General features: G+C 44.5%; 21 protein-coding genes. 17 read left to right on the top strand and 4 right to left on the bottom strand.

Features of this window, described 5'->3' with window-relative positions; translation table 11 throughout:
• The first annotated feature begins 2 nt into the window (after nucleotides 1-2).
• The 10 genes from tcyL (at nucleotide 3) to NSQ16_RS14815 (ending at nucleotide 9,282) form a co-directional block, all read left to right on the top strand.
• The gene (tcyL, locus tag NSQ16_RS14860) at nucleotides 3-722 is read left to right on the top strand and encodes a sulfur-containing amino acid ABC transporter permease TcyL (RefSeq protein WP_128753643.1); all 720 of its coding nucleotides are present in this window, start codon (nucleotides 3-5) and stop codon (nucleotides 720-722) included.
• A 29-nt stretch (nucleotides 723-751) separates the two neighbouring features.
• Complete coding sequence (tcyM, locus tag NSQ16_RS14855; RefSeq protein WP_019712895.1) at nucleotides 752-1,459, top strand: sulfur-containing amino acid ABC transporter permease TcyM; 708 nt, start codon at nucleotides 752-754, stop codon at nucleotides 1,457-1,459.
• Nucleotides 1,456-2,235 carry a sulfur-containing amino-acid ABC transporter ATP-binding protein TcyN gene (gene tcyN, locus NSQ16_RS14850; RefSeq protein ID WP_003229383.1) on the top strand — a complete coding sequence of 260 codons (780 nt, stop codon included), beginning with the start codon at nucleotides 1,456-1,458 and terminating at the stop codon, nucleotides 2,233-2,235. The genes tcyM and tcyN overlap by 4 nt, the downstream gene beginning before the upstream one ends.
• Nucleotides 2,232-3,236, top strand: a complete 1,005-nt coding sequence (locus NSQ16_RS14845) for an LLM class flavin-dependent oxidoreductase (RefSeq protein WP_128753642.1) — start codon at nucleotides 2,232-2,234, stop codon at nucleotides 3,234-3,236. The genes tcyN and NSQ16_RS14845 overlap by 4 nt, the downstream gene beginning before the upstream one ends.
• A gap of 14 nt (nucleotides 3,237-3,250) precedes the next feature.
• A complete protein-coding gene (locus NSQ16_RS14840; protein WP_019712897.1) occupies nucleotides 3,251-3,532 on the top strand; it encodes a glutaredoxin family protein in 282 nt (93 codons plus the stop codon).
• Nucleotides 3,529-4,857, top strand: coding sequence for an LLM class flavin-dependent oxidoreductase (locus NSQ16_RS14835; RefSeq protein WP_128474187.1), 1,329 nt, complete (start codon nucleotides 3,529-3,531; stop codon nucleotides 4,855-4,857). Before NSQ16_RS14840 ends, NSQ16_RS14835 begins: the two co-directional genes overlap by 4 nt.
• A 48-nt stretch (nucleotides 4,858-4,905) precedes the next feature.
• Entirely contained in the window at nucleotides 4,906-5,598 is a 693-nt protein-coding gene (ribR, locus tag NSQ16_RS14830; protein WP_160221739.1) for an RNA-binding riboflavin kinase RibR, read from the top strand.
• A 17-nt stretch (nucleotides 5,599-5,615) separates the two neighbouring features.
• The gene (gene sndA, locus NSQ16_RS14825; RefSeq protein ID WP_217024324.1) at nucleotides 5,616-6,866 is read left to right on the top strand and encodes an S-alkyl-N-acetyl-metabolite deacetylase SndA; all 1,251 of its coding nucleotides are present in this window, start codon (nucleotides 5,616-5,618) and stop codon (nucleotides 6,864-6,866) included.
• Between the two features lie 18 nt (nucleotides 6,867-6,884).
• On the top strand, nucleotides 6,885-7,787 hold the full coding sequence (locus tag NSQ16_RS14820) for a sulfite exporter TauE/SafE family protein (protein ID WP_128474184.1): 903 nt from the start codon (nucleotides 6,885-6,887) through the stop codon (nucleotides 7,785-7,787).
• 175 nt (nucleotides 7,788-7,962) lie between these two features.
• Nucleotides 7,963-9,282: a CBS domain-containing protein gene (locus NSQ16_RS14815; protein WP_106073659.1), complete on the top strand. Its 1,320-nt coding sequence runs from the start codon at nucleotides 7,963-7,965 to the stop codon at nucleotides 9,280-9,282.
• Between the two features lie 18 nt (nucleotides 9,283-9,300).
• On the opposite strand, the gene NSQ16_RS14810 is transcribed toward NSQ16_RS14815, so the two are convergent.
• Nucleotides 9,301-9,603, bottom strand: a complete 303-nt coding sequence (locus NSQ16_RS14810; RefSeq protein ID WP_003229401.1) for a YtpI family protein — start codon at nucleotides 9,601-9,603, stop codon at nucleotides 9,301-9,303.
• A gap of 130 nt (nucleotides 9,604-9,733) precedes the next feature.
• Here NSQ16_RS14810 and nrnA point away from each other — a divergent pair, with 130 nt between their 5' ends.
• The gene (nrnA, locus tag NSQ16_RS14805; RefSeq protein ID WP_004398971.1) at nucleotides 9,734-10,675 is read left to right on the top strand and encodes a bifunctional oligoribonuclease/PAP phosphatase NrnA; all 942 of its coding nucleotides are present in this window, start codon (nucleotides 9,734-9,736) and stop codon (nucleotides 10,673-10,675) included.
• Between the two features lie 17 nt (nucleotides 10,676-10,692).
• On the opposite strand, the gene NSQ16_RS14800 is transcribed toward nrnA, so the two are convergent.
• The 3 genes from NSQ16_RS14800 to ytrH all read right to left on the bottom strand — a co-directional run bounded on the left by NSQ16_RS14800 (nucleotide 10,693) and on the right by ytrH (nucleotide 11,827).
• On the bottom strand, nucleotides 10,693-10,884 hold the full coding sequence (locus NSQ16_RS14800; protein ID WP_003229407.1) for a hypothetical protein: 192 nt from the start codon (nucleotides 10,882-10,884) through the stop codon (nucleotides 10,693-10,695).
• A 101-nt stretch (nucleotides 10,885-10,985) separates the two neighbouring features.
• Nucleotides 10,986-11,489: a sporulation membrane protein YtrI gene (gene ytrI, locus NSQ16_RS14795; RefSeq protein WP_003229408.1), complete on the bottom strand. Its 504-nt coding sequence runs from the start codon at nucleotides 11,487-11,489 to the stop codon at nucleotides 10,986-10,988.
• On the bottom strand, nucleotides 11,486-11,827 hold the full coding sequence (ytrH, locus tag NSQ16_RS14790) for a sporulation membrane protein YtrH (RefSeq protein WP_003229410.1): 342 nt from the start codon (nucleotides 11,825-11,827) through the stop codon (nucleotides 11,486-11,488). The genes ytrI and ytrH overlap by 4 nt, the downstream gene beginning before the upstream one ends.
• Nucleotides 11,828-11,966: 139 nt before the next feature.
• Here ytrH and dnaE point away from each other — a divergent pair, with 139 nt between their 5' ends.
• The 6 genes from dnaE (at nucleotide 11,967) to pyk (ending at nucleotide 21,795) form a co-directional block, all read left to right on the top strand.
• Nucleotides 11,967-15,314, top strand: coding sequence for a DNA polymerase III subunit alpha (dnaE, locus tag NSQ16_RS14785; protein ID WP_014480547.1), 3,348 nt, complete (start codon nucleotides 11,967-11,969; stop codon nucleotides 15,312-15,314).
• A gap of 136 nt (nucleotides 15,315-15,450) precedes the next feature.
• On the top strand, nucleotides 15,451-16,683 hold the full coding sequence (maeB, locus tag NSQ16_RS14780; RefSeq protein ID WP_014664951.1) for an NADP-dependent malic enzyme: 1,233 nt from the start codon (nucleotides 15,451-15,453) through the stop codon (nucleotides 16,681-16,683).
• 334 nt (nucleotides 16,684-17,017) lie between these two features.
• Complete coding sequence (accD, locus tag NSQ16_RS14775; protein WP_024573337.1) at nucleotides 17,018-17,890, top strand: acetyl-CoA carboxylase, carboxyltransferase subunit beta; 873 nt, start codon at nucleotides 17,018-17,020, stop codon at nucleotides 17,888-17,890.
• Nucleotides 17,875-18,852 (top strand): acetyl-CoA carboxylase carboxyl transferase subunit alpha, encoded by a 978-nt coding sequence (gene accA, locus NSQ16_RS14770; protein WP_003229417.1) that lies wholly within the window; start codon nucleotides 17,875-17,877, stop codon nucleotides 18,850-18,852. Before accD ends, accA begins: the two co-directional genes overlap by 16 nt.
• A 183-nt stretch (nucleotides 18,853-19,035) precedes the next feature.
• Complete coding sequence (gene pfkA, locus NSQ16_RS14765) at nucleotides 19,036-19,995, top strand: 6-phosphofructokinase (RefSeq protein WP_003237788.1); 960 nt, start codon at nucleotides 19,036-19,038, stop codon at nucleotides 19,993-19,995.
• Between the two features lie 42 nt (nucleotides 19,996-20,037).
• Complete coding sequence (pyk, locus tag NSQ16_RS14760; protein ID WP_004398560.1) at nucleotides 20,038-21,795, top strand: pyruvate kinase; 1,758 nt, start codon at nucleotides 20,038-20,040, stop codon at nucleotides 21,793-21,795.
• Nucleotides 21,796-21,876: the final 81 nt, after the last annotated feature.

The following is a 21,876-nucleotide window of genomic DNA, read 5'->3' as shown; positions in this document are numbered from 1 at the left end:
TGATGGAAAAAGCGTTTGATATGAACATGATTGGAGATTTTGTGCCGACGTTAACCGCTTATTTACCGGTTACATTATACATTTTAACACTGTCCTTGCTTTTCGGTTTTGTATTAGGGCTCTTTCTGGCACTGCCCCGCATCTACAATATTCCAATTGTAAATCAATTGGCAAAAGTGTATATCTCATTTTTCAGGGGAACGCCTATCATGGTGCAGCTTTTCATCGTGTTTTACGGAATCCCGGCGCTTACGGGGCTTATCGGGATTGATACATCAAAAATGGACCCGTTTTATGCTGCTGTCGCAACCTACGCGTTAAGCAATGCAGCGGCAGCCGCAGAAATCATTCGAGCGGGGGTGGGCAGTGTAGATAAAGGCCAAACGGAAGCGGCGTACAGTATTGGCTTAAGCAGTAGTCAGGCCTTCAGGCGAATCGTTCTGCCCCAGGCACTTGTCCAGGCGTTTCCGAATATGGGAAACATGGTGATCAGTTCTTTAAAAGATACATCTCTAGCCTTTTCAATTGGTGTTATGGATATGTCCGGAAGGGGCCAAACATTGATCACCTCAAGCAACCATTCTCTTGAAGTTTACATTGCGCTATCGATTGTTTATTATGCTGTAGCGATTTTATGTGAATGGTTCTTTCGAGTGGCAGAAAAACGAATCAAGAAGAATCAAACAAGGATTGTTACTGTTTTTGACATGAACATACATTGATATATTTCTTCGGATGAGGGGGGAGAAGATTGCAATTTGACTTTCCATTTATCGTTTCCGCCATGAAAGAAATGGTAAAGACCATTCCTCTGACATTGATGATGGCTGTTTTGCCGATTGTGTTTGGATTTCTCGTGGCTCTTGGAAATATAATTGTTAGAATTTTTAGAATTAAAGGCTTGGTGGCTTGCTCAAGGTTTTATGTGTCTTTCTTTCGAAGTACACCTGCAATTCTTCACATTATGTTGATTTATTTAGGGATACCGCCTGTTGCAGATCAAGTCAGCAGTTTTTTTCATCTCGGCTGGTCCGCCAATGAGATACCGGTCTCCATGTTTGTCATCATGGCCTTGTCTTTAACTGCCGGAGCTTATCTCACAGAAATCATCCGGTCGGGCATTCTGGCGATGGATACCGGACAGGTCGAAGCGGCTTATTCAATCGGCTTGACATACAGCCAAACCTTTCGGCGTGTAATATTGCCGCAGGCGCTGATGGTTTCCATCCCAAACTTCACAAATTTGGGTATCGGCTTTTTGCATACCACCTCTATCGCGGCTATAGTGGCTGTCCCAGAGATTACAGGGACGGCGACTATCGTTGCTTCTGATAATTATGCATTTTTAGAAGCGTTTATCGGAGCAGCGATTATCTATTGGGTGCTGACTCTAATCCTAGAATCCGTAAATGGAGTATTAGAGAGAAAGGCAGCCAGATTTCAAGGAGGCACTTTATGATTGAGATTAAAAATATCCATAAACAGTTTGGCATCCACCATGTATTAAAAGGGATAAATCTCACGGTACGCAAGGGAGAAGTTGTGACGATTATCGGGCCGAGCGGATCAGGGAAAACCACCTTTTTACGGTGCCTGAATTTATTAGAACGTCCAGACGAAGGGATCATTTCTATACATGACAAAGTGATTAATTGCAGCTTTCCGTCCAAAAAAGAGGTTCACTGGCTCAGAAAACAGACGGCAATGGTATTTCAGCAATACCACCTGTTTGCTCACAAAACGGTGATTGAAAATGTCATGGAGGGCTTGACGATTGCCCGGAAAATGAGAAAACAAGACGCGTATGCCGTAGCAGAAAATGAACTGAGAAAGGTCGGGCTTCAAGATAAATTGAACGCTTATCCGAGTCAGTTATCGGGAGGACAAAAGCAGAGGGTAGGGATAGCAAGGGCGCTTGCCATTCATCCTGATGTGCTGCTGTTCGATGAGCCGACGGCAGCGCTTGATCCGGAGCTGGTCGGTGAAGTGCTTGAGGTAATGCTGGAAATCGTGAAAACCGGAGCCACCATGATTGTTGTTACACATGAAATGGAGTTTGCAAGAAGGGTCTCTGATCAAGTTGTTTTTATGGATGAAGGAGTCATTGTTGAACAAGGAACCCCGGAGGAAGTCTTCCGCCATACCAAAAAAGACAGAACGAGGCAGTTTCTCCGCCGTGTTTCGCCGGAATATTTATTTGAACCAAAAGAACACATAAAGGAGCCGGTGATATGATCCGCTTAAGTATTTTAGACCAAAGTTTGATTGGTGAAGGGGAGACAGCAGCTGATACATTACAGCATACAGTGAAATTGGCACAAATGGCTGAAGAATGTGGATATCACCGATTTTGGGTGGCCGAACATCACAACAATGATGAGATTGCAGGGTCTGCACCCGAGGTTCTTTTAGGCTATCTTGCTGCAAGCACAAGAAAAATTCGTTTAGCATCAGGCGGAGTGATGCTGCAGCATTACAGCTCTTATAAAGTAGCGGAGCAATTCCATCTTCTATCAGCGTTAGCTCCCGGCCGTATAGATCTTGGAGTGGGCAAAGCGCCCGGCGGGTTTCAGCTGTCCACAGACGCGCTGCAGGCCGAATATAAAAAACCGGTGCGTCAGTTTGATGAAAAACTGGAGGAGCTTACTCATTTCGTTCGGGATGATTTTCCTGATACCCACCGCTATGCCGCATTGCGTCCTAGGCCGCAGGTTGATCGGAAGCCGGGTATTTTTCTATTGGGAGGAAGCGCAGAGAGTGCCATTTCGGCTGCAAAACTGGGAATCTCTTTTGTCTTTGCTTACTTTATTAATGGTGAAGAGGAAGTGCTGAAGGAAGCCCGCCGAGCATTTGACGCGCATCTCCCGCCAGGATCTGAGGCTGAATTTCATCTTGCCCCCGCTGTTTTTGCGGCACATACAAAAGAAGAAGCGGAAAAACATATTGTGTCGCGTGAATCGATAAAAGTGGTTTTGAAAGACGGGCGTAAGGTCAACGTCGGTTCCCGCGAACAGGCTGAGGCCTATCTGGAAAACGTCACAGAGCCCTATGACATCATCGTGCAAAAAACCGGGATTATTGCCGGAACAAAGGAAGAAGTGGCAGAAGAATTAACACGTTTATCAGGCACATACAAAATCAATGATTTTGTTATTTTTACACCTATCAAAAATGCTGTAGAAAAACAGCTGTCTTATCAGCTGCTGAGCGATGCAGTTTTAGCTGCAAAACGTTAAGGAGGGACAGAAGAATGAGTGATGTTTTGAACATTGTGGTTTGGAGTAAAAAAGGCTGTTCGTATTGTGAGGAAGTCAAGAATTATTTGAATGAAAAAGGGTTCCCGTTCCAAAATATCGATGTTTCAGAGAAAGAGGAACTTCGAGATATTTTACAGGCGAAATATGGGGTACGCCATGTGCCTGTGGTCGAAATCGGGCGCGGCAATCACTATCAAGGGATAACTGAAATCGGCATTGAACACCTTGATCTTGCACTTGCTAATCATGCACAGATAAAGGAGGCAAAAAGATGACACGTTCAGATTTTATTCAGTTTGGAGCCATGATTCACGGTGTCGGGGGAACAACTGACGGCTGGCGTCATCCCGATGTTGATCCCTCGGCCAGCACGAATATTGAATTTTACATGAAAAAGGCGCAAACAGCTGAAAAAGGTTTGTTTAGTTTTATTTTCATTGCAGACGGCTTATTTATTTCTGAAAAATCGATTCCTCATTTTTTAAACCGTTTTGAACCGATTACCATTTTATCTGCGCTGGCATCGGTTACCAAAAATATTGGTTTAGTAGGGACGTTCTCTACATCTTTTACTGAGCCATTCACTATCTCCAGACAATTGATGTCGCTGGACCATATCAGCGGGGGCAGGGCTGGCTGGAATCTTGTTACTTCTCCACAGGAAGGAGCGGCACGCAACCATAGTAAGTCTAATTTGCCAGAACACACTGAACGTTACGAGATCGCACAAGAGCATTTGGATGTTGTGCGCGGGCTGTGGAATTCCTGGGAGCATGACGCATTTATACACAATAAGAAAACAGGGCAGTTTTTCGATCCGGCGAAGCTTCATCGCCTGAATCATAAAGGAAAGTATTTTCAAGTAGAGGGACCCTTGAATATCGGGCGCTCTAAGCAGGGAGAGCCTGTAGTGTTTCAAGCGGGTTCATCAGAAACAGGCCGGCAGTTTGCTGCTAAAAATGCGGATGCGATTTTTACCCATTCCAATTCATTAGAAGAGACAAAAGCGTTTTATGCGGATGTGAAAAGGCGAGCTGCTGATGAAGGGCGTGATCCTTCAAGTGTGCGGATTTTTCCAGGAATCAGCCCGATTGTGGCAGATACGGAAGAAGAGGCGGAAAAGAAGTATCGTGAATTTGCAGAATTGATACCGATTGAAAATGCTGTTACTTATTTGGCCCGTTTTTTTGATGATTATGATCTGAGTGTTTACCCGTTGGATGAGCCATTTCCCGATATTGGCGATGTGGGAAAGAATGCGTTTCAAAGCACAACAGACCGGATTAAGAGAGAAGCAAAAGCCAGAAATCTGACATTGCGGGAGGTAGCACAGGAAATTGCTTTTCCACGGACTCTATTCATCGGAACACCAGAGCGTGTCGCATCCTTAATTGAAACTTGGTTCAACGCTGAGGCGGCGGATGGGTTTATCATTGGGTCGGATATACCGGGTACACTTGATGCTTTTGTAGAAAAGGTGATTCCGATTCTTCAAGAAAGAGGGCTTTATCGTCAAGATTATCGCGGCGGGACCTTGCGGGAAAATCTCGGTCTTGGCATTCCGCAGCATCAATCCGTTTTACATTCATCACATCATTAGGTTTCGTCTGATCGAATGCGGAAGCTGAGAGAGGGGAGGCTGACTTTTTTGACGGTCATTGCCGGTACGGTTGTGAAAGGAAAACAATTAGGCAGAAAGCTTGGATTCCCCACGGCAAATGTAGATGCAAAAATGCATGGGCTGCGTAATGGAGTTTATGGAGTTCTGGCGACAGTCAATCACCAATTTCATTTAGGGGTTATGAATATCGGTGTGAAACCGACGGTGGGCTCTAACCTTAAAAGGACATTGGAGATTTTTTTGTTTGACTTTCATAGAGACATCTATGGAGAAAAAATCGAATGCAGCATTCTCTTTAAAATTAGAGAAGAAAGAAGGTTTGATTCTTTGGAGTCTTTAACAAAGCAAATTAAAAAGGATATTTCGTGCGTTGCAAAACGCTTTGAGCTGATTGGGATTATGGCACCGAACAAAAAAGAAAGCCTGCTTTCCCATCAGGAGTTAAATCTTCCGGATCTCTGCTTTTACAAGAAATGTAACAACCTATATGGCGTCAACCGAGGCGTATACAATGTCATTGATAACTGGTTTTTTGAGTACGGAATTACACAAGTAGCTTACAGGCGCATTTATATTTTATCTTTTTTAAGCTTTTTGAAAGAAGATAATCCGAAAGTTTCCAGCAAGTATATAAGATTTGGGGCGGGCGGTCTTGCTGATAAATTGAACCGATTTATTTCATCTTATGTTGAAGAGTCTGAAGAAAATATATTGGGATAGGGAAAGGAGCGGTACATATGTCTTTGGATTATTGGAGAAATATAGAAGGCTCCTATCCATATCAGACTACAGGAAATGACATCCTGACGTTGAAAGAGGAGTCTAATCCCGTAAATCTCTCAACGCTAGAAAAGCAGCTCATCGGCATTCGCCGGCACCTGCACCAATATCCTGAACTGTCAAAAGAAGAATTTGAAACAACTGCTTTTATAAAAAAATGCCTTAAAGAAAAGGGGATACAGATTCGCCCTACTGCTCTAAAAACGGGTGTGTTCGCAGACATAGCAGGGGAGTCAGAAGGTCCGGCGATTGCTTTGAGGGCTGATATTGACGCCTTGCCAATTGAAGAAAAAACAGGATTGCCTTATGCGTCTAAACATAAAGGGATCATGCATGCGTGCGGTCATGATTTTCATACGGCAGCGCTTCTTGGTGCGGCCTTTTTATTGAAGGAAAATCAAGACAGTCTGAAAGGAAAGGTTCGTTTATTATTTCAGCCGGCAGAGGAAGCGGGTGCAGGCGCTGCAAAAATGATAGAGGACGGCCAACTGGATGGCATTGATGCGGTTATTGGCCTTCACAATAAACCGGATATCGCGGTTGGGACTGTAGGGTTAAAAACAGGCCCGCTTATGGCTGCTGTTGACCGATTTAAAGTAAAGATAGAAGGGAAAGGCGCTCATGCAGCATTGCCGCATAATGGTTTTGATCCAATTGTCGGCGCTTCTCAGCTTATTGTCGCCCTGCAAACGATTGTGAGCAGAAATGTAAACCCGCTGCAAAGCGCGATTTTAACCGTAGGGAAAATCAACGGCGGCAGCACTTGGAATGTCATTCCGGATACAGTTGTCATTGAGGGCACTGTTCGTACATTTGATTCAGAGGTTCGTAATCAAGTGAAACAGCGTTTTTTGGCAGTCACAGAGCAGATTTCTGCCGCTTTCTCGTTAAAGGCAAATGTGAAGTGGCATTCCGGACCGCCGCCGCTTTGTAATGATGAGGCAATTACGGGGCTGGTGCGAGACGCTGCGCATAAAGCGAAACTTCAAGTCATTGATCCCGCCCCATCAACCGCGGGGGAAGATTTTGCTTATTATCTTGAGCATATTCCGGGATCCTTTGCGTTTTTTGGAACAGACGGTGATCATGATTGGCACCACCCTGCATTTACAATTGATGAAACTGCCATTATCAAAGCCTCTTATTTTTTATATGAAAGCGCCAAGAGATTGTTAGATTCGAATGAAGAGTCAAAAATATCTGATTGATATAGATGGGGTGTTCTGATGAAGAAATTAATCGTTTTTGCATTTATTGGTTTATTGTCGCAGTTAATAGACGGTTCGTTAGGTATGGCTTATGGAGTTACCTCAACTTCTTTGTTATTGGCGTTTGGCATCACACCTGCTGTGGCTTCAGCTTCTGTCCATTTAGCGGAAGTCGTAACGACTGCCGCATCGGGAGTGTCGCATATTAAATTTGGCAATGTTGACAAACAAACCGTTTATCAGCTTGTCATTCCCGGCTCTATAGGCGCTTTTTTAGGCGCGGCATTCCTCAGCCAATTACCTGGAGATGTGGCGAAACCCTATATTTCTTTGTTTTTGCTCCTTCTGGGCGGATATGTATTGATCAGGTTTTTATTTCAATATAAGCCGGCTCTTGAGAAGAAGCATGTGCCGTTAAACCGAAAACAATCCATCCCATTGGGAGTGATCGCTGGTTTTGCAGATGCCACAGGCGGAGGCGGCTGGGGACCGGTGACCACTCCGATTTTATTATCCCGCAAAGGCTTGAGCCCGAGGAAAGTTGTCGGGACTGTAGACACAAGTGAATTTGCCATCGCCGTATCTGCAACTGCCGGTTTTCTTATTTCATTAGGATGGGAGGACGTCAATTGGTTATGGGTGTTTTCACTAATGGCCGGTGGAATTATCGCTGCCCCTATCGCAGCATGGCTGGTGCAGAAGTTTCATCCGCAATTGATGGGTGTGCTTGTAGGAGGATTTATTATTCTGGTAAATGCCAGAACATTAATAAGTGAATGGATCACAAACACAGCTGTTCATCCATTGATCTATACGGCCATAGGGGTGATATGGCTATCCGCAGTTTTATTTGTTTTATCTAAAATAGGGAATCGAAATATTGTTAAGACAGCGGTTGATGTCCATTTAAAAGAAAAATAAAGGTTTTTCCGCTTTACGATGTAAAAGGAATCACGAGGTCCTTGCGTTTGACTGAAACGAAATCAACGCTGTAAGAAGCCGGTCGGGCTTCTTTTTTATTTTCCAGCCTCATTGCGTATAAATCCTTTGAAACCTTATAATAAAAACAAGAAGACTGTCCTTAGAGGTGAAAGGCTTGGCAACGAAGCATGAACAAATTTTAATGTATATCGATTCACTGCCTGTCGGTGAAAAAATTTCTGTCCGAAGAATTGCAAAGGAAATGAAAGTAAGCGAAGGAACCGCGTACAGAGCGATCAAGGAAGCAGAGAATAAAGGGTTTGTCAGCACGATTGAACGTGTGGGCACAATCAGAATTGAACAAAAGAAAAAAGAGAACATTGAAAAGCTTACCTATGCAGAGGTTGTAAATGTTATAGACGGACAAGTGCTCGGAGGCAGGGCAGGGCTCCATAAGACATTGAATAAATTCGTCATCGGCGCGATGGAGCTTGACGCGATGATGCGTTACACCGCAGCGGGGAATCTTTTGATTGTCGGAAACAGAATCAATGCACACAGGCAGGCGCTTGAAGCGGGTGCGGCCGTATTGGTGACCGGGGGCTTTAACACGGATGACAGCATTGTGCAGCTGGCAGATGAGCTTGAACTGCCGATTTTATCCACGAGCTATGACACCTTTACAGTTGCCGCGATGATTAACCGGGCAATATATGACCAGCTGATCAAAAAAGAAATTGTTTTGGTGGAGGACATCCTAACACCTGCTGACCGCACGGTATATCTTTCGCCTAAGGATAAACTTGAAAAATGGTATGAGAAAAATTTTGAAACGGGGCACGGCCGCTTCCCGGTTGTCGACGATCAAATGAAAATCCATGGCATTCTGACATCAAAAGATATTGCTGGCCATGACCGAAATGCATCTATAGAAAAAGTCATGACCAAAAATCCCGTCACGGTTATTGGGAAAACATCTGTCGCTTCAGCTGCGCAAATGATGGTATGGGAAGGGATCGAAGTGCTTCCCGTCACTGATGGCCACCAAAAACTCATCGGCATGATCAGCCGCCAAGACGTATTGAAAGCTCTTCAAATGATTCAAAAGCAGCCGCAGGTCGGGGAGAAGCTTGATGATATCGTTTCAAGGGGGTTTAAAGATGAGGGTGATGATAAAGAAGATCAAACGGTTTACGAGTATGAAGTCACGCCGCAAATGACAAATCAGCTTGGAACCATTTCTTATGGCGTATTTACGACCATTTTGACGCAAGCGGCAAACCGATTTTTGCGCTCGAAAAAGCGCGGCGAACTCGTCATAGAGAGCATCACCATCTTCTTTTTGAAGCCTGTGCAGATGGAATCAGTCATCGAAGTCAAACCTCGCATCTTGGAGGCTGGCAGAAAGTTCGGGAAAATGGAAGTGGAAGTGCACAGCCAAGGTCATATCGTGTCTAAAGCGATGCTGATGGTTCAGCTGATGGAAAGAAGCTAAGGGACGTTCAGGCGCCCCTTACGCGTGATCTCTTTCAGCTTCTTTGGCGTGAAGGGGATTGTAATGCCTGAAGGCTTTATAACCTGCCCAAGCGCTTCCTGCTCCTATGACGATAAAGATACCGCCGATTACTAACGTTAATACTGAATGGAATAATATCATTTGGTTGAGCCCGTAGAACAGGACTAGTGACCCTAAGGCCATGCTTGATTTTGCTGAACATATTTCTTTTGCCAAAGATGGCTTTGCCCGTACGCCTTTTACTTTATAGTACACATAAAAGCAGGCTGAAAGCCCAATCAAAAAAACAAGAACCAGCATAAATGAAATCCTCCATCGTAAAAGTTTACAAACCCATTTTATACAAAAACGGGCTTGGTTTTGACGTTATTTTTCTTTTCCGTCGGCAGAGAATGTGATTTAATGAATAAAAACAATAAAGGAGTATCAAATGAAAACAGAATTGATCAGAACCATATCATTATATGACACGATTATCTTACATAGACATGTGCGTCCTGATCCGGATGCCTACGGATCACAGTGCGGGCTTACGGAAATCCTGCGTGAAACATATCCTGAAAAAAATATTTTTGCGGTCGGCACGCCTGAACCGTCCCTCTCTTTCTTATATTCCCTTGATGAGGTGGACAATGAAACATATGAAGGCGCACTTGTCATTGTCTGCGATACGGCAAATCAGGAAAGAATCGACGATCAGCGTTATCCTTCAGGCGCCAAACTAATGAAAATCGACCACCATCCGAACGAAGATCCATACGGTGACCTTCTCTGGGTCGATACAAGCGCCAGCTCAGTAAGTGAAATGATTTACGAGCTGTATTTAGAAGGAAAAGAGCACGGCTGGAAGCTGAATACGAAAGCGGCAGAGCTGATCTACGCCGGCATTGTTGGAGATACCGGACGCTTTTTATTTCCGAATACCACGGAAAAAACATTAAAATATGCAGGCGAGCTCATTCAGTATCCATTCTCTTCCTCAGAGTTATTTAATCAATTGTATGAAACAAAACTGAATGTGGTGAAGCTTAACGGCTTTATCTTTCAAAATGTGTCTTTGTCCGAAAACGGGGCGGCTTCTGTTTTCATCAAAAAGGATACGCTTGAAAAATTCGGCACAACGGCTTCTGAAGCGTCGCAGCTTGTCGGGACGCTCGGCAATATCTCAGGTATTCGCGCCTGGGTGTTTTTCGTAGAAGAAGACGATCAAATCAGAGTCAGATTCCGTTCGAAGGGGCCTGTCATTAACGGACTTGCCCGGAAATATAACGGCGGAGGGCATCCGTTAGCTTCAGGCGCCTCTATTTACAGCTGGGATGAAGCTGATCGGATTTTAGCTGATCTGGAAACATTATGTAAAGAACACGAGTAGAGGGGAGACCCTCTCTCTTAGTGTTCATCTGTGACGGGGATGAACCAGCAGCCGAAATCAGTAAGGTCCTCGTAGACTTGGAGATTGTGTGATTGAAGTTCTTTTTTGATGAGGGAAGCGAGTGAGTTTGTTTCGGCATATGCAGAAAAACCTTGTCTGAGACGGGCTGCTTGATCTTTTGCTAACTGACGGTCACTGTAAACCTCCATTTCCCTTCCTCCTTCCTTTCGCCATTAAGCCTCACATATAGTTTATAAAAAAGAATGGGAAAAAGCGACAGAAGTTTGGAGAATTTAAAAAAAATCCATAATTATGTGGCGAAAGATATTTCAAGTTCCACTGTCAGCCTCGTATAAATAATCAATTCTCTGACGGTTGCCTCGTATTTTTTTTCATTGATCATATAGACTTTATTTTCAATTGTCCGCTTCAAGAGATCCTTTGTTTGATAGACGCTCTCTATGTCTTTTGTAATCACCTCTGAAATATCATCCTTTACATGCTCCTCGAATTTCGTTTTATCCGGCTGTGATATTTTATATTTATCCCCATTCAGCAATTTGACGCTGACGCTTTGAATCAGCAGTTTTCTTTTATTATCTTCATTCAGTTTATGGAGATCTTCCTGATAGATCGAAATTTGATTGTTCAAGTCTTTTACATGCTCTTTTTGCTTTTCGATGAGGCTGACCTGCTCCTCTTGGAATGTTCCGTAAGTAAACAGGAAAAAGAACCAGCTAATTACGGCTCCGCACATCATTCCCGCGAAAAAACGCTGCCATCCCGGTTTTTTGTAATGCTGGGGGACCCTCATGAAGAAAGATGCTCCTGGGTCAGCCATGATATAATAAGCCAGCCGCTTTGCGCGCCTCCCATGGCCGAAATAATTAAAAGAAGCTGTTTAAAGATATCTCTCGTATTGCCTTCGAGTATGCCGCGTTCAAAGCTGTATACCGCATCAAAGGTGCCTCCGATAGCTGCGACAAGCGCCCATATTTTTAACCGGTTGGCAAGCTTTGTAATGGCTGTAAGCGGGGGTTCGCCTGCCAAATATGCTCCGAGCCCTCCAATGAGTGCGCCCCCGATCAGCACCCCTAACGCAATGAAGTAGCTATTGATAAAATTCACCATAAATCCTGCTTCCTGATCCATCTTTATCACCTCACCTTTTATATCATATTGAGCTTTCAGGACAAGTATGATGATGAGTCAAAAAAGAACATTTGTTTCTTTTGGAAACCGGCCTTATAATGAGGGAAGAAATGAATCGTAATGAGAAAGAGGTGATAGCATGTCTTTTGTTCACCTGCAAGTGCATAGCGGGTACAGCCTGCTAAACAGCGCCGCGGCTGTGGAAGAGCTCGTCAGTGAAGCTGACAGGCTCGGATATGCGTCTTTGGCGCTGACAGATGATCATGTCATGTACGGAGCTATTCAATTTTATAAAGCTTGCAAGGCGAGAGGGATCAACCCAATAATCGGTTTGACGGCTTCTGTTTTTACGGATGACAGCGAGCTTGAAGCATACCCGCTCGTCCTGCTGGCAAAATCAAATACAGGCTATCAAAACCTGCTGAAAATCAGCAGCGTTCTGCAATCTAAATCAAAAGGCGGACTGAAGCCGAAATGGCTTCACAGTTATCGAGAAGGGATTATCGCAATAACGCCCGGCGAAAAAGGATATATTGAAACGCTTCTTGAAGGAGGGCTGTTCGAACAGGCTGCTCAAGCCTCGCTGGAATTTCAGTCTATATTCGGAAAGGGAGCTTTTTATTTCTCCTATCAGCCTTTTAAAGGGAATCAAGTCTTGTCTGAGCAGATTCTAAAGCTGTCAGAAGAAACGGGTATCCCTGTTACGGCCACAGGCGATGTGCATTACATAAGGAAGGAAGATAAGGCTGCCTACCGTTGTCTGAAAGCGATTAAAGCGGGGGAAAAACTGACGGATGCACCCGCTGAAGATTTGCCTGATCTCGATTTGAAACCACTCGAAGAAATGCAAAACATTTATCGAGAGCATCCCGAGGCACTGCAAGCTTCTGTAGAGATCGCGGAACAATGCCGGGTTGACGTCAGTCTCGGGCAGACCCGTCTACCGTCTTTTCCGACCCCAGACGGAACGTCCGCTGATGATTATTTAACGGATATCTGTATGGAGGGACTCCGCAGCCGTTTCGGCAAGCCTGATGAACGATACCTTCGCCGTCTTCAATATGAGCTTGATGTCATCAAGCGGATGAAGTTCAGCGATTACTTTCTGATCGTGTGGGATTTTATGAAGCACGCCCATGAAAAAGGGATTGTTACAGGACCGGGAAGGGGTTCTGCGGCAGGTTCTCTTGTGGCATATGTGCTGTATATCACAGATGTTGACCCGATTAAGCATCACCTTCTGTTTGAAAGATTTTTAAATCCCGAGCGCGTCAGCATGCCGGATATTGATATTGACTTTCCCGATACTAGAAGGGATGAAGTCATTCAATATGTTCAGCAGAAATACGGTGCAATGCACGTCGCACAGATTATCACCTTTGGAACACTTGCGGCAAAGGCGGCGCTCCGGGACGTCGGCAGAGTATTCGGCGTCAGCCCGAAGGAGGCAGATCAGCTTGCAAAACTCATTCCTTCAAGACCGGGAATGACGCTGGATGAAGCGAGACAGCAGTCACCGCAGCTGGATAAGCGGCTTCGGGAGTCAAGCCTGCTTCAGCAAGTCTATTCAATTGCCCGGAAAATAGAAGGGCTGCCAAGGCATGCATCAACCCACGCAGCGGGCGTTGTCCTGAGTGAAGAACCGTTAACAGATGTTGTTCCGCTTCAAGAAGGGCATGAAGGGATCTATTTAACGCAATACGCGATGGACCATCTTGAAGACTTGGGCCTTTTAAAAATGGATTTCTTAGGTTTGAGGAATCTGACACTTATTGAATCTATCACTTCAATGATTGAAAAAGAAGAAAATATTAAAATAGACCTTTCAAGTATTTCCTACAGCGATGACAAAACGTTCTCCTTGCTGTCAAAAGGGGATACGACAGGCATTTTCCAGCTTGAATCTGCAGGGATGAGAAGCGTCTTGAAACGGCTGAAACCTTCGGGCCTAGAAGATATTGTGGCGGTCAATGCACTGTACCGGCCGGGTCCGATGGAAAATATTCCGTTATTTATCGACCGTAAACACGGCCGGGCGCCTGTTCACTATCCTCATGAAGATTTAAGGAGCATTTTGGAAGATACATATGGCGTCATTGTGTATCAGGAACAAATTATGATGATTGCTTCCCGTATGGCGGGGTTTTCTTTAGGCGAAGCGGACCTATTGAGAAGGGCGGTCAGCAAAAAGAAAAAAGAAATCCTGGACAGAGAGCGAAGCCATTTTGTTGAAGGGTGCTTAAAAAAGGAGTATTCTGTAGACACTGCAAATGAGGTCTACGATTTAATCGTCAAATTCGCAAACTATGGCTTTAACAGAAGCCATGCGGTGGCATACAGCATGATCGGGTGCCAGCTTGCGTATTTGAAAGCTCATTATCCGTTATATTTTATGTGCGGATTGCTGACAAGCGTCATTGGCAATGAGGATAAAATCTCTCAATATCTTTACGAAGCAAAGGGGAGCGGGATTCGTATCCTTCCTCCGTCAGTGAATAAAAGCAGTTTTCCGTTTACAGTTGAAAACGGATCTGTCAGATACAGCCTCCGCGCGATAAAAAGTGTAGGCGTCTCAGCAGTCAAAGATATATATAAAGCAAGAAAAGAGAAACCATTTGAAGATCTTTTCGATTTCTGCTTTCGCGTGCCGTCAAAAAGCGTAAATCGCAAAATGCTTGAAGCACTTATCTTTTCTGGTGCGATGGACGAATTCGGCCAAAACCGGGCCACGCTGCTCGCATCCATTGATGTTGCTTTGGAACATGCTGAGCTATTCGCCGCGGACGATGACCAAATGGGATTGTTTTTAGATGAATCGTTTTCAATTAAGCCGAAGTATGTGGAGACGGAGGAGCTTCCTCTGGTGGATTTACTTGCGTTTGAAAAGGAAACGCTTGGCATTTATTTTTCAAATCATCCCCTCTCCGCCTTCCGAAAACAGCTCACTGCGCAAGGAGCAGTCTCCATTCTGCAGGCTCAGCGGGCAGTCAAAAGGCAGCTTTCACTAGGCGTTCTGCTGTCGAAGATCAAAACGATTCGGACGAAAACAGGTCAAAACATGGCGTTTTTAACGCTCAGTGATGAAACCGGCGAGATGGAAGCCGTAGTCTTCCCTGAACAATTCAGACAGCTTTCTCCCGTTTTAAGAGAAGGCGCTCTTTTGTTCACAGCGGGGAAATGTGAAGTTAGACAAGATAAGATCCAATTCATCATGTCCCGGGCAGAATTATTAGAAAATATGGATGCAGAAAAAGCGCCATCGGTTTATATAAAAATAGAAAGCAGTCAGCACAGCCAGGAGATCCTGGCAAAGATTAAGCGCATTTTGCTGGAGCATAAAGGGGAAACAGGCGTTTATCTCTATTATGAAAGGCAAAAACAGACGATTAAGCTACCTGAGTCGTTCCATATCAATGCAGATCACCAGGTGTTATATCGCTTAAAAGAGCTGTTGGGTCAAAAAAACGTCGTTTTAAAACAGTGGTAACGATTCGCTTTTTGTTATACAATTGGAGCAATTATGTGATCCTGTTTAAATATTCAGATAGATTTACTCCGCAGAATGCAGCAATCAACGCAGCAGTATACGAATCAAAAAATATCCATAAGGAGTGTTTAGGAGAATGTCATTAAGAGAAGAAGCATTACACCTGCATAAAGTCAACCAGGGGAAACTGGAGTCTAAATCAAAAGTAGAGGTCAGAAATGCGAAAGATCTAAGCCTCGCGTATTCTCCGGGTGTTGCAGAACCGTGTAAGGATATTCATGAAGACATTAACAAAGTATATGATTATACAATGAAGGGGAACATGGTAGCAGTTGTAACTGACGGTACAGCTGTACTTGGCCTTGGAAACATCGGCCCTGAAGCGGCGCTTCCTGTTATGGAAGGGAAAGCAGTTCTTTTCAAAAGCTTTGCGGGCGTAGATGCGTTCCCGATTGCTTTAAACACAAACGATGTTGATAAAATCGTTGAAACTGTAAAATTGCTGGAACCAACATTTGGCGGCGTCAACCTTGAAGATATTGCAGCGCCAAACTGCTTTATCATTGAAGAGCGCCTCAAAAAAGAAACAAACATCCCGGTTTTCCATGATGATCAGCACGGTACTGCCATTGTAACCGTAGCAGGTCTTGTGAACGCGCTGAAACTGTCTGGAAAATCCATGTCATCCATTAAAGTTGTCGCAAACGGCGCGGGTGCGGCTGGCATTGCGATTATCAAGCTTCTTCATCATTATGGCGTTCGCGACATTGTGATGTGCGATTCCAAAGGGGCCATTTATGAAGGGCGCCCGAACGGCATGAACGATGTCAAAAATGAAGTGGCGAAGTTCACGAACCAAGATCGCAAAGACGGTTCTCTGAAAGATGTCATCGTTGATGCTGACGTATTTATCGGTGTCTCTGTAGCAGGCGCGTTAACAAAAGAAATGGTTCAAAGCATGGCAAAAGATCCGATTATCTTTGCAATGGCAAATCCAAATCCGGAAATCATGCCGGAAGATGCGCGTGAAGCCGGAGCAAGCGTTATCGGAACTGGCCGTTCTGACTTCCCGAACCAAGTAAACAATGTTCTTGCATTCCCTGGTATTTTCCGCGGAGCACTTGATGTGCGTGCCACTCATATTAACGAGGAAATGAAAATCGCAGCGGTTGAAGCCATTGCTTCACTGGTTTCAGAAGATGAGCTTAGCGCAGACTATGTCATCCCTGCACCGTTTGATAAACGTGTTGCGCCTGCTGTTGCGAAGGCTGTGGCAAAAGCTGCGATGGAAACAGGTGTTGCAAGAATCACTGTTGACCCTGAGGAAGTCGCAGAAAAAACAAGAAAACTTACGATTATTGGTGAATAATTTTAATTCATTCAAAAAATGGCAGCGCGTTGGCGGAGACCGGCGCGCTGTTCTCAAGTTAAACTGACGGCTGAAATTTTTTTAGGGGGTTAGCCTTAAAAAAATTTCAGCCGGGTTTAACATTATTTTTGAATGCGCTGTCAACCTTGTCGTTTCAACACCTTATCTGATTTCATACAAGCCGCTCCGAGCACGTCATCGAATAAAAAGTTGTCGAATTGAGGATGACAGCGTTTGACAAAAAAAGTACAATAGTTTCGGTAAAGTTATTAGCAAGTCTATCTGTTTGATGACATGCGGTGAAGAGGACCCTTCACAAAAGGGAGGTAATCATTTGTTAAAGGATATATTCACGAAAAAGAAAAAGTATGCTTCCGTACCATCTGATCAAGCGAAGCACGATGTTCCGGAAGGCATTATGACAAAATGTCCTAAGTGTAAAAAAATCATGCTCACTAAAGAGTTGGATAAAAATATGCGGGTATGCATGAACTGCGATTATCATTTCCCAATGAACGCAAAACAGCGTATCGAAAGCTTGATGGATGAAAAATCTTTTGAGGAATTCAATCAGGGAATGCTCTCGGAAAATCCGCTTGGTTTCCCGGGATATCTGGAAAAGCTTGAAAAAGATCGCGAGAAAACATCCTTAAACGAGGCTGTTGTGACAGGCAAGGGCACCATCGGCGGACACCCGGCTGTAGTCGCCGTCATGGACTCTTCATTCAGAATGGGCAGCATGGGTTCAGTCGTCGGTGAAAAAATCACGCTTGCGATTGAAAAAGCAAAAGCTGATAAAGTTCCGTTTATTATTTTTACGGCTTCAGGCGGCGCTAGAATGCAGGAAGGCGTATTAAGTTTGATGCAGATGGCTAAGACAAGCTCTGCGTTAAAACTGTTCAGTGAAGAACAGGGTCTTATTATTTCAGTAATGACGCATCCGACTACCGGGGGCGTATCAGCAAGCTTTGCATCCCTTGGCGATTACAATTTCGCTGAGCCTGGCGCGCTGATCGGTTTTGCCGGAAGACGGATTATTGAACAGACAATAGGAGAAAAACTGCCTGAGGACTTCCAAACGGCTGAATTTTTATTAAAACATGGACAGCTTGATGCGGTTATTCATCGCGACGATATGAAAAAAACGTTAGAAAATCTGCTGGATATGCATCAAACAGGAGGTGACATTGAGTGGCTCCAAGATTAGAATTTGAAAAACCGGTGATTGAACTGCAAACCAAAATTGCCGAACTAAAAAAATTCACCCAAGATTCCGATATGGATCTAAGTGCGGAAATCGAACGGCTCGAAGACCGTCTCGCTAAGCTTCAGGATGATATTTATAAAAATTTGAAGCCATGGGACCGGGTTCAAATCGCGCGTCTGGCGGACCGTCCGACAACTCTTGATTATATCGAACACCTGTTTACCGACTTTTTTGAATGTCACGGAGACAGAGCGTACGGGGACGATGAAGCCATTGTCGGCGGGATTGCGAAGTTCCACGGCCTCCCTGTAACGGTAATCGGGCATCAGCGCGGCAAAGACACGAAGGAAAACCTAGTCCGCAATTTTGGGATGCCGCATCCAGAAGGCTACAGAAAAGCGCTTCGTCTGATGAAACAGGCTGACAAATTTAACAGACCAATTATCTGTTTTATTGATACGAAGGGGGCATACCCTGGACGAGCAGCTGAAGAAAGAGGACAAAGTGAAGCTATTGCCAAAAACCTGTTTGAGATGGCCGGCCTTCGAGTGCCTGTTATCTGCATCGTCATCGGTGAAGGCGGAAGCGGCGGAGCCCTTGGTCTGGGTGTAGGGAATCACTTGCATATGCTGGAAAACTCTACTTATTCAGTTATTTCTCCGGAAGGTGCCGCGGCACTTTTATGGAAGGACTCCAGTCTTGCTAAAAAAGCAGCAGAAACAATGAAAATCACTGCGCCGGATTTAAAAGAATTAGGTATTATAGATCATATGATTAAAGAAGTAAAAGGCGGAGCGCACCATGATGTGAAGCTGCAGGCAAGCTATATGGACGAAACCCTTAAACAATCGTTAAAAACTTTGCTGAAGCTGAGCGAAGAAGAATTAGTTCAGCAGCGCTATGAAAAATATAAAGCAATTGGCAAAGTCTCGGTTGAAGATCAATATATCGGGGTAAACTAAATAAACGTGAAGCCTTTGGCTCACGTTTATTTTTTGTGACATTCCTTAAATTTTATTTAAAAACAATTTATTTAATTGTATAATAGGTAAGGTTTCATAGGGAGGATGGAGATCCCTTTTCATTGTTTTTAGGGCAATGATCATGTTATGTTTAATCATATATGTTGCTGAGGTGAATGGAGAATGAAACGTATAGGGGTATTAACGAGCGGCGGGGATTCCCCGGGAATGAACGCAGCAGTTCGCGCAGTAGTCAGAAAAGCAATCTATCATGACGTTGAAGTTTACGGTATTTACAACGGATACGCGGGATTGATCAGCGGAAAGATTGAAAAGCTTGAACTCGGATCAGTAGGCGATATTATACATCGTGGAGGGACTAAGCTTTATACGGCAAGATGTCCTGAATTCAAAACAGTTGAAGGCCGTGAAAAAGGGATAGAAAACTTGAAGAAGCTTGGTATTGAAGGCCTTGTTGTTATCGGCGGAGACGGTTCATATATGGGTGCGAAAAAATTAACGGAACACGGGTTTCCATGTGTAGGTGTACCGGGTACAATTGATAATGACATTCCGGGCACTGATTTTACAATCGGTTTCGATACAGCTTTAAATACAGTAATTGACGCAATTGATAAGATTCGCGATACAGCGACTTCTCATGAACGTACATATGTAATCGAAGTAATGGGCCGTCATGCCGGCGATATCGCATTGTGGGCCGGTCTTGCAGGGGGAGCGGAATCGATCTTAATCCCTGAGGCAGACTATGACATGCACGAAATCATTGCCCGCTTAAAACGCGGCCACGAACGCGGCAAGAAGCACAGTATTATTATTGTTGCCGAAGGTGTAGGCAGCGGTGTTGAATTCGGGAAACGCATTGAAGAAGAAACAAATCTTGAAACTAGGGTATCTGTATTGGGCCATATCCAGCGCGGAGGTTCTCCGAGTGCTGCTGACCGTGTGTTAGCAAGCCGTCTCGGCGCATATGCAGTTGAACTGCTGCTTGAAGGAAAAGGCGGACGCTGTGTAGGTATACAAAACAATAAGCTTGTAGACCATGATATTATAGAAATACTTGAGACAAAACACACAGTTGAGCAAAACATGTATCAGCTTTCAAAAGAACTGTCTATCTAATGTACAGCTGAAGGCTGAAGATTTCAGAAGGAAGTGAACCAAATGAGAAAAACTAAAATTGTTTGTACCATCGGTCCGGCAAGTGAAAGTATTGAAATGCTTACGAAATTAATGGAGTCAGGAATGAACGTGGCTCGATTAAACTTTTCTCACGGAGATTTTGAGGAGCACGGTGCAAGAATTAAAAATATCCGCGAAGCAAGCAAAAAACTTGGCAAGAACGTTGGAATTCTGCTTGATACAAAAGGTCCTGAAATCCGCACACATACAATGGAAAACGGCGGTATTGAGCTCGAAACAGGTAAAGAGCTCATTATTTCAATGGACGAGGTTGTAGGAACAACAGATAAAATTTCAGTGACATATGAAGGTTTAGTCCATGACGTTGAACAAGGTTCAACGATTCTGTTAGATGACGGCCTTATCGGTCTTGAGGTACTTGATGTAGATGCCGCTAAACGCGAAATTAAAACAAAAGTATTAAACAACGGAACACTCAAAAATAAAAAAGGTGTTAACGTACCGGGCGTAAGTGTCAATCTTCCGGGGATTACTGAAAAGGATGCGCGAGACATCGTTTTCGGTATTGAGCAAGGAGTAGACTTCATAGCACCATCTTTCATTCGACGTTCTACGGACGTGCTCGAAATCCGTGAGCTTCTTGAAGAGCACAACGCTCAGGATATTCAAATCATCCCTAAAATCGAAAACCAAGAGGGCGTTGACAACATCGATGCGATTCTCGAAGTGTCTGACGGCTTAATGGTTGCGCGCGGAGACTTAGGTGTGGAAATTCCAGCTGAAGAAGTGCCGCTTGTGCAAAAAGAACTGATCAAAAAATGCAACGCGCTGGGCAAACCTGTTATTACAGCAACACAAATGCTTGACAGCATGCAGCGCAACCCGCGTCCGACTCGTGCGGAAGCAAGTGACGTTGCAAACGCGATCTTCGACGGAACAGATGCGATCATGCTTTCAGGTGAAACTGCTGCCGGAAGTTACCCGGTTGAAGCAGTTCAAACAATGCATAACATCGCGTCCCGTTCTGAAGAAGCTTTAAATTATAAAGAAATTCTCTCAAAACGCAGAGATCAAGTGGGTATGACAATTACAGACGCAATTGGACAATCTGTCGCACATACGGCGATTAACCTGAATGCTGCTGCGATCGTAACGCCGACAGAAAGCGGCCATACAGCACGTATGATTGCAAAATACCGTCCGCAGGCTCCGATTGTTGCGGTTACTGTAAATGACTCTATTTCCAGAAAGCTTGCCCTCGTATCTGGCGTATTCGCGGAAAGCGGCCAAAATGCGAGCTCAACAGATGAGATGCTTGAGGATGCTGTCCAAAAATCATTGAACAGCGGAATTGTAAAACACGGCGATCTTATCGTTATTACAGCAGGCACTGTCGGTGAGTCCGGCACTACGAACTTAATGAAGGTTCATACTGTCGGCGATATCATCGCTAAAGGCCAAGGCATTGGACGCAAATCAGCTTACGGTCCGGTTGTCGTTGCACAAAATGCAAAAGAAGCTGAGCAAAAAATGACTGACGGTGCGGTACTTGTTACCAAAAGCACTGACCGTGATATGATTGCATCCCTTGAAAAAGCGTCTGCTCTTATTACAGAAGAAGGCGGTTTGACTAGCCATGCTGCGGTAGTCGGATTAAGCCTTGGCATCCCGGTTATCGTGGGTCTGGAAAATGCGACATCTATTTTGACAGATGGCCAGGATATTACAGTTGACGCTTCCAGAGGTGCAGTCTATCAAGGCCGTGCGAGCGTTCTTTAATTACAGGTGAAAATGGAAGGGGAATCCCTTCCTTTTCTCTTTATCATGCCTTTTGTTGAACAGAACGTGTTACACGTGTGG

Source organism: Bacillus sp. PS108 (genome assembly GCF_037963335.1).
Lineage (GTDB): Bacteria > Bacillota > Bacilli > Bacillales > Bacillaceae > Bacillus > Bacillus subtilis.
This window is presented reverse-complemented; position numbering and strand designations above follow the sequence as displayed.

What these genes read in the sequence shown, in the direction of transcription:
- NSQ16_RS14835 (WP_128474187.1), top strand. Translation starts at nt 3,529, where the DNA reads ATGACACGTTCAGATTTTATTCAGTTTGGAGCCATGATTCACGGTGTC.
- tcyN (WP_003229383.1), top strand. Translation starts at nt 1,456, where the DNA reads ATGATTGAGATTAAAAATATCCATAAACAGTTTGGCATCCACCATGTA.
- tcyL (WP_128753643.1), top strand. Translation starts at nt 3, where the DNA reads ATGGAAAAAGCGTTTGATATGAACATGATTGGAGATTTTGTGCCGACG.
- pfkA (WP_003237788.1), top strand. Translation starts at nt 19,036, where the DNA reads ATGAAACGTATAGGGGTATTAACGAGCGGCGGGGATTCCCCGGGAATG.
- dnaE (WP_014480547.1), top strand. Translation starts at nt 11,967, where the DNA reads ATGTCTTTTGTTCACCTGCAAGTGCATAGCGGGTACAGCCTGCTAAAC.
- NSQ16_RS14800 (WP_003229407.1), bottom strand. Translation starts at nt 10,884, where the DNA reads ATGGAGGTTTACAGTGACCGTCAGTTAGCAAAAGATCAAGCAGCCCGT.
- maeB (WP_014664951.1), top strand. Translation starts at nt 15,451, where the DNA reads ATGTCATTAAGAGAAGAAGCATTACACCTGCATAAAGTCAACCAGGGG.
- pyk (WP_004398560.1), top strand. Translation starts at nt 20,038, where the DNA reads ATGAGAAAAACTAAAATTGTTTGTACCATCGGTCCGGCAAGTGAAAGT.
- ytrI (WP_003229408.1), bottom strand. Translation starts at nt 11,489, where the DNA reads ATGAGGGTCCCCCAGCATTACAAAAAACCGGGATGGCAGCGTTTTTTC.
- NSQ16_RS14840 (WP_019712897.1), top strand. Translation starts at nt 3,251, where the DNA reads ATGAGTGATGTTTTGAACATTGTGGTTTGGAGTAAAAAAGGCTGTTCG.
- ytrH (WP_003229410.1), bottom strand. Translation starts at nt 11,827, where the DNA reads ATGGATCAGGAAGCAGGATTTATGGTGAATTTTATCAATAGCTACTTC.
- NSQ16_RS14810 (WP_003229401.1), bottom strand. Translation starts at nt 9,603, where the DNA reads ATGCTGGTTCTTGTTTTTTTGATTGGGCTTTCAGCCTGCTTTTATGTG.
- nrnA (WP_004398971.1), top strand. Translation starts at nt 9,734, where the DNA reads ATGAAAACAGAATTGATCAGAACCATATCATTATATGACACGATTATC.
- sndA (WP_217024324.1), top strand. Translation starts at nt 5,616, where the DNA reads ATGTCTTTGGATTATTGGAGAAATATAGAAGGCTCCTATCCATATCAG.
- NSQ16_RS14845 (WP_128753642.1), top strand. Translation starts at nt 2,232, where the DNA reads ATGATCCGCTTAAGTATTTTAGACCAAAGTTTGATTGGTGAAGGGGAG.
- NSQ16_RS14820 (WP_128474184.1), top strand. Translation starts at nt 6,885, where the DNA reads ATGAAGAAATTAATCGTTTTTGCATTTATTGGTTTATTGTCGCAGTTA.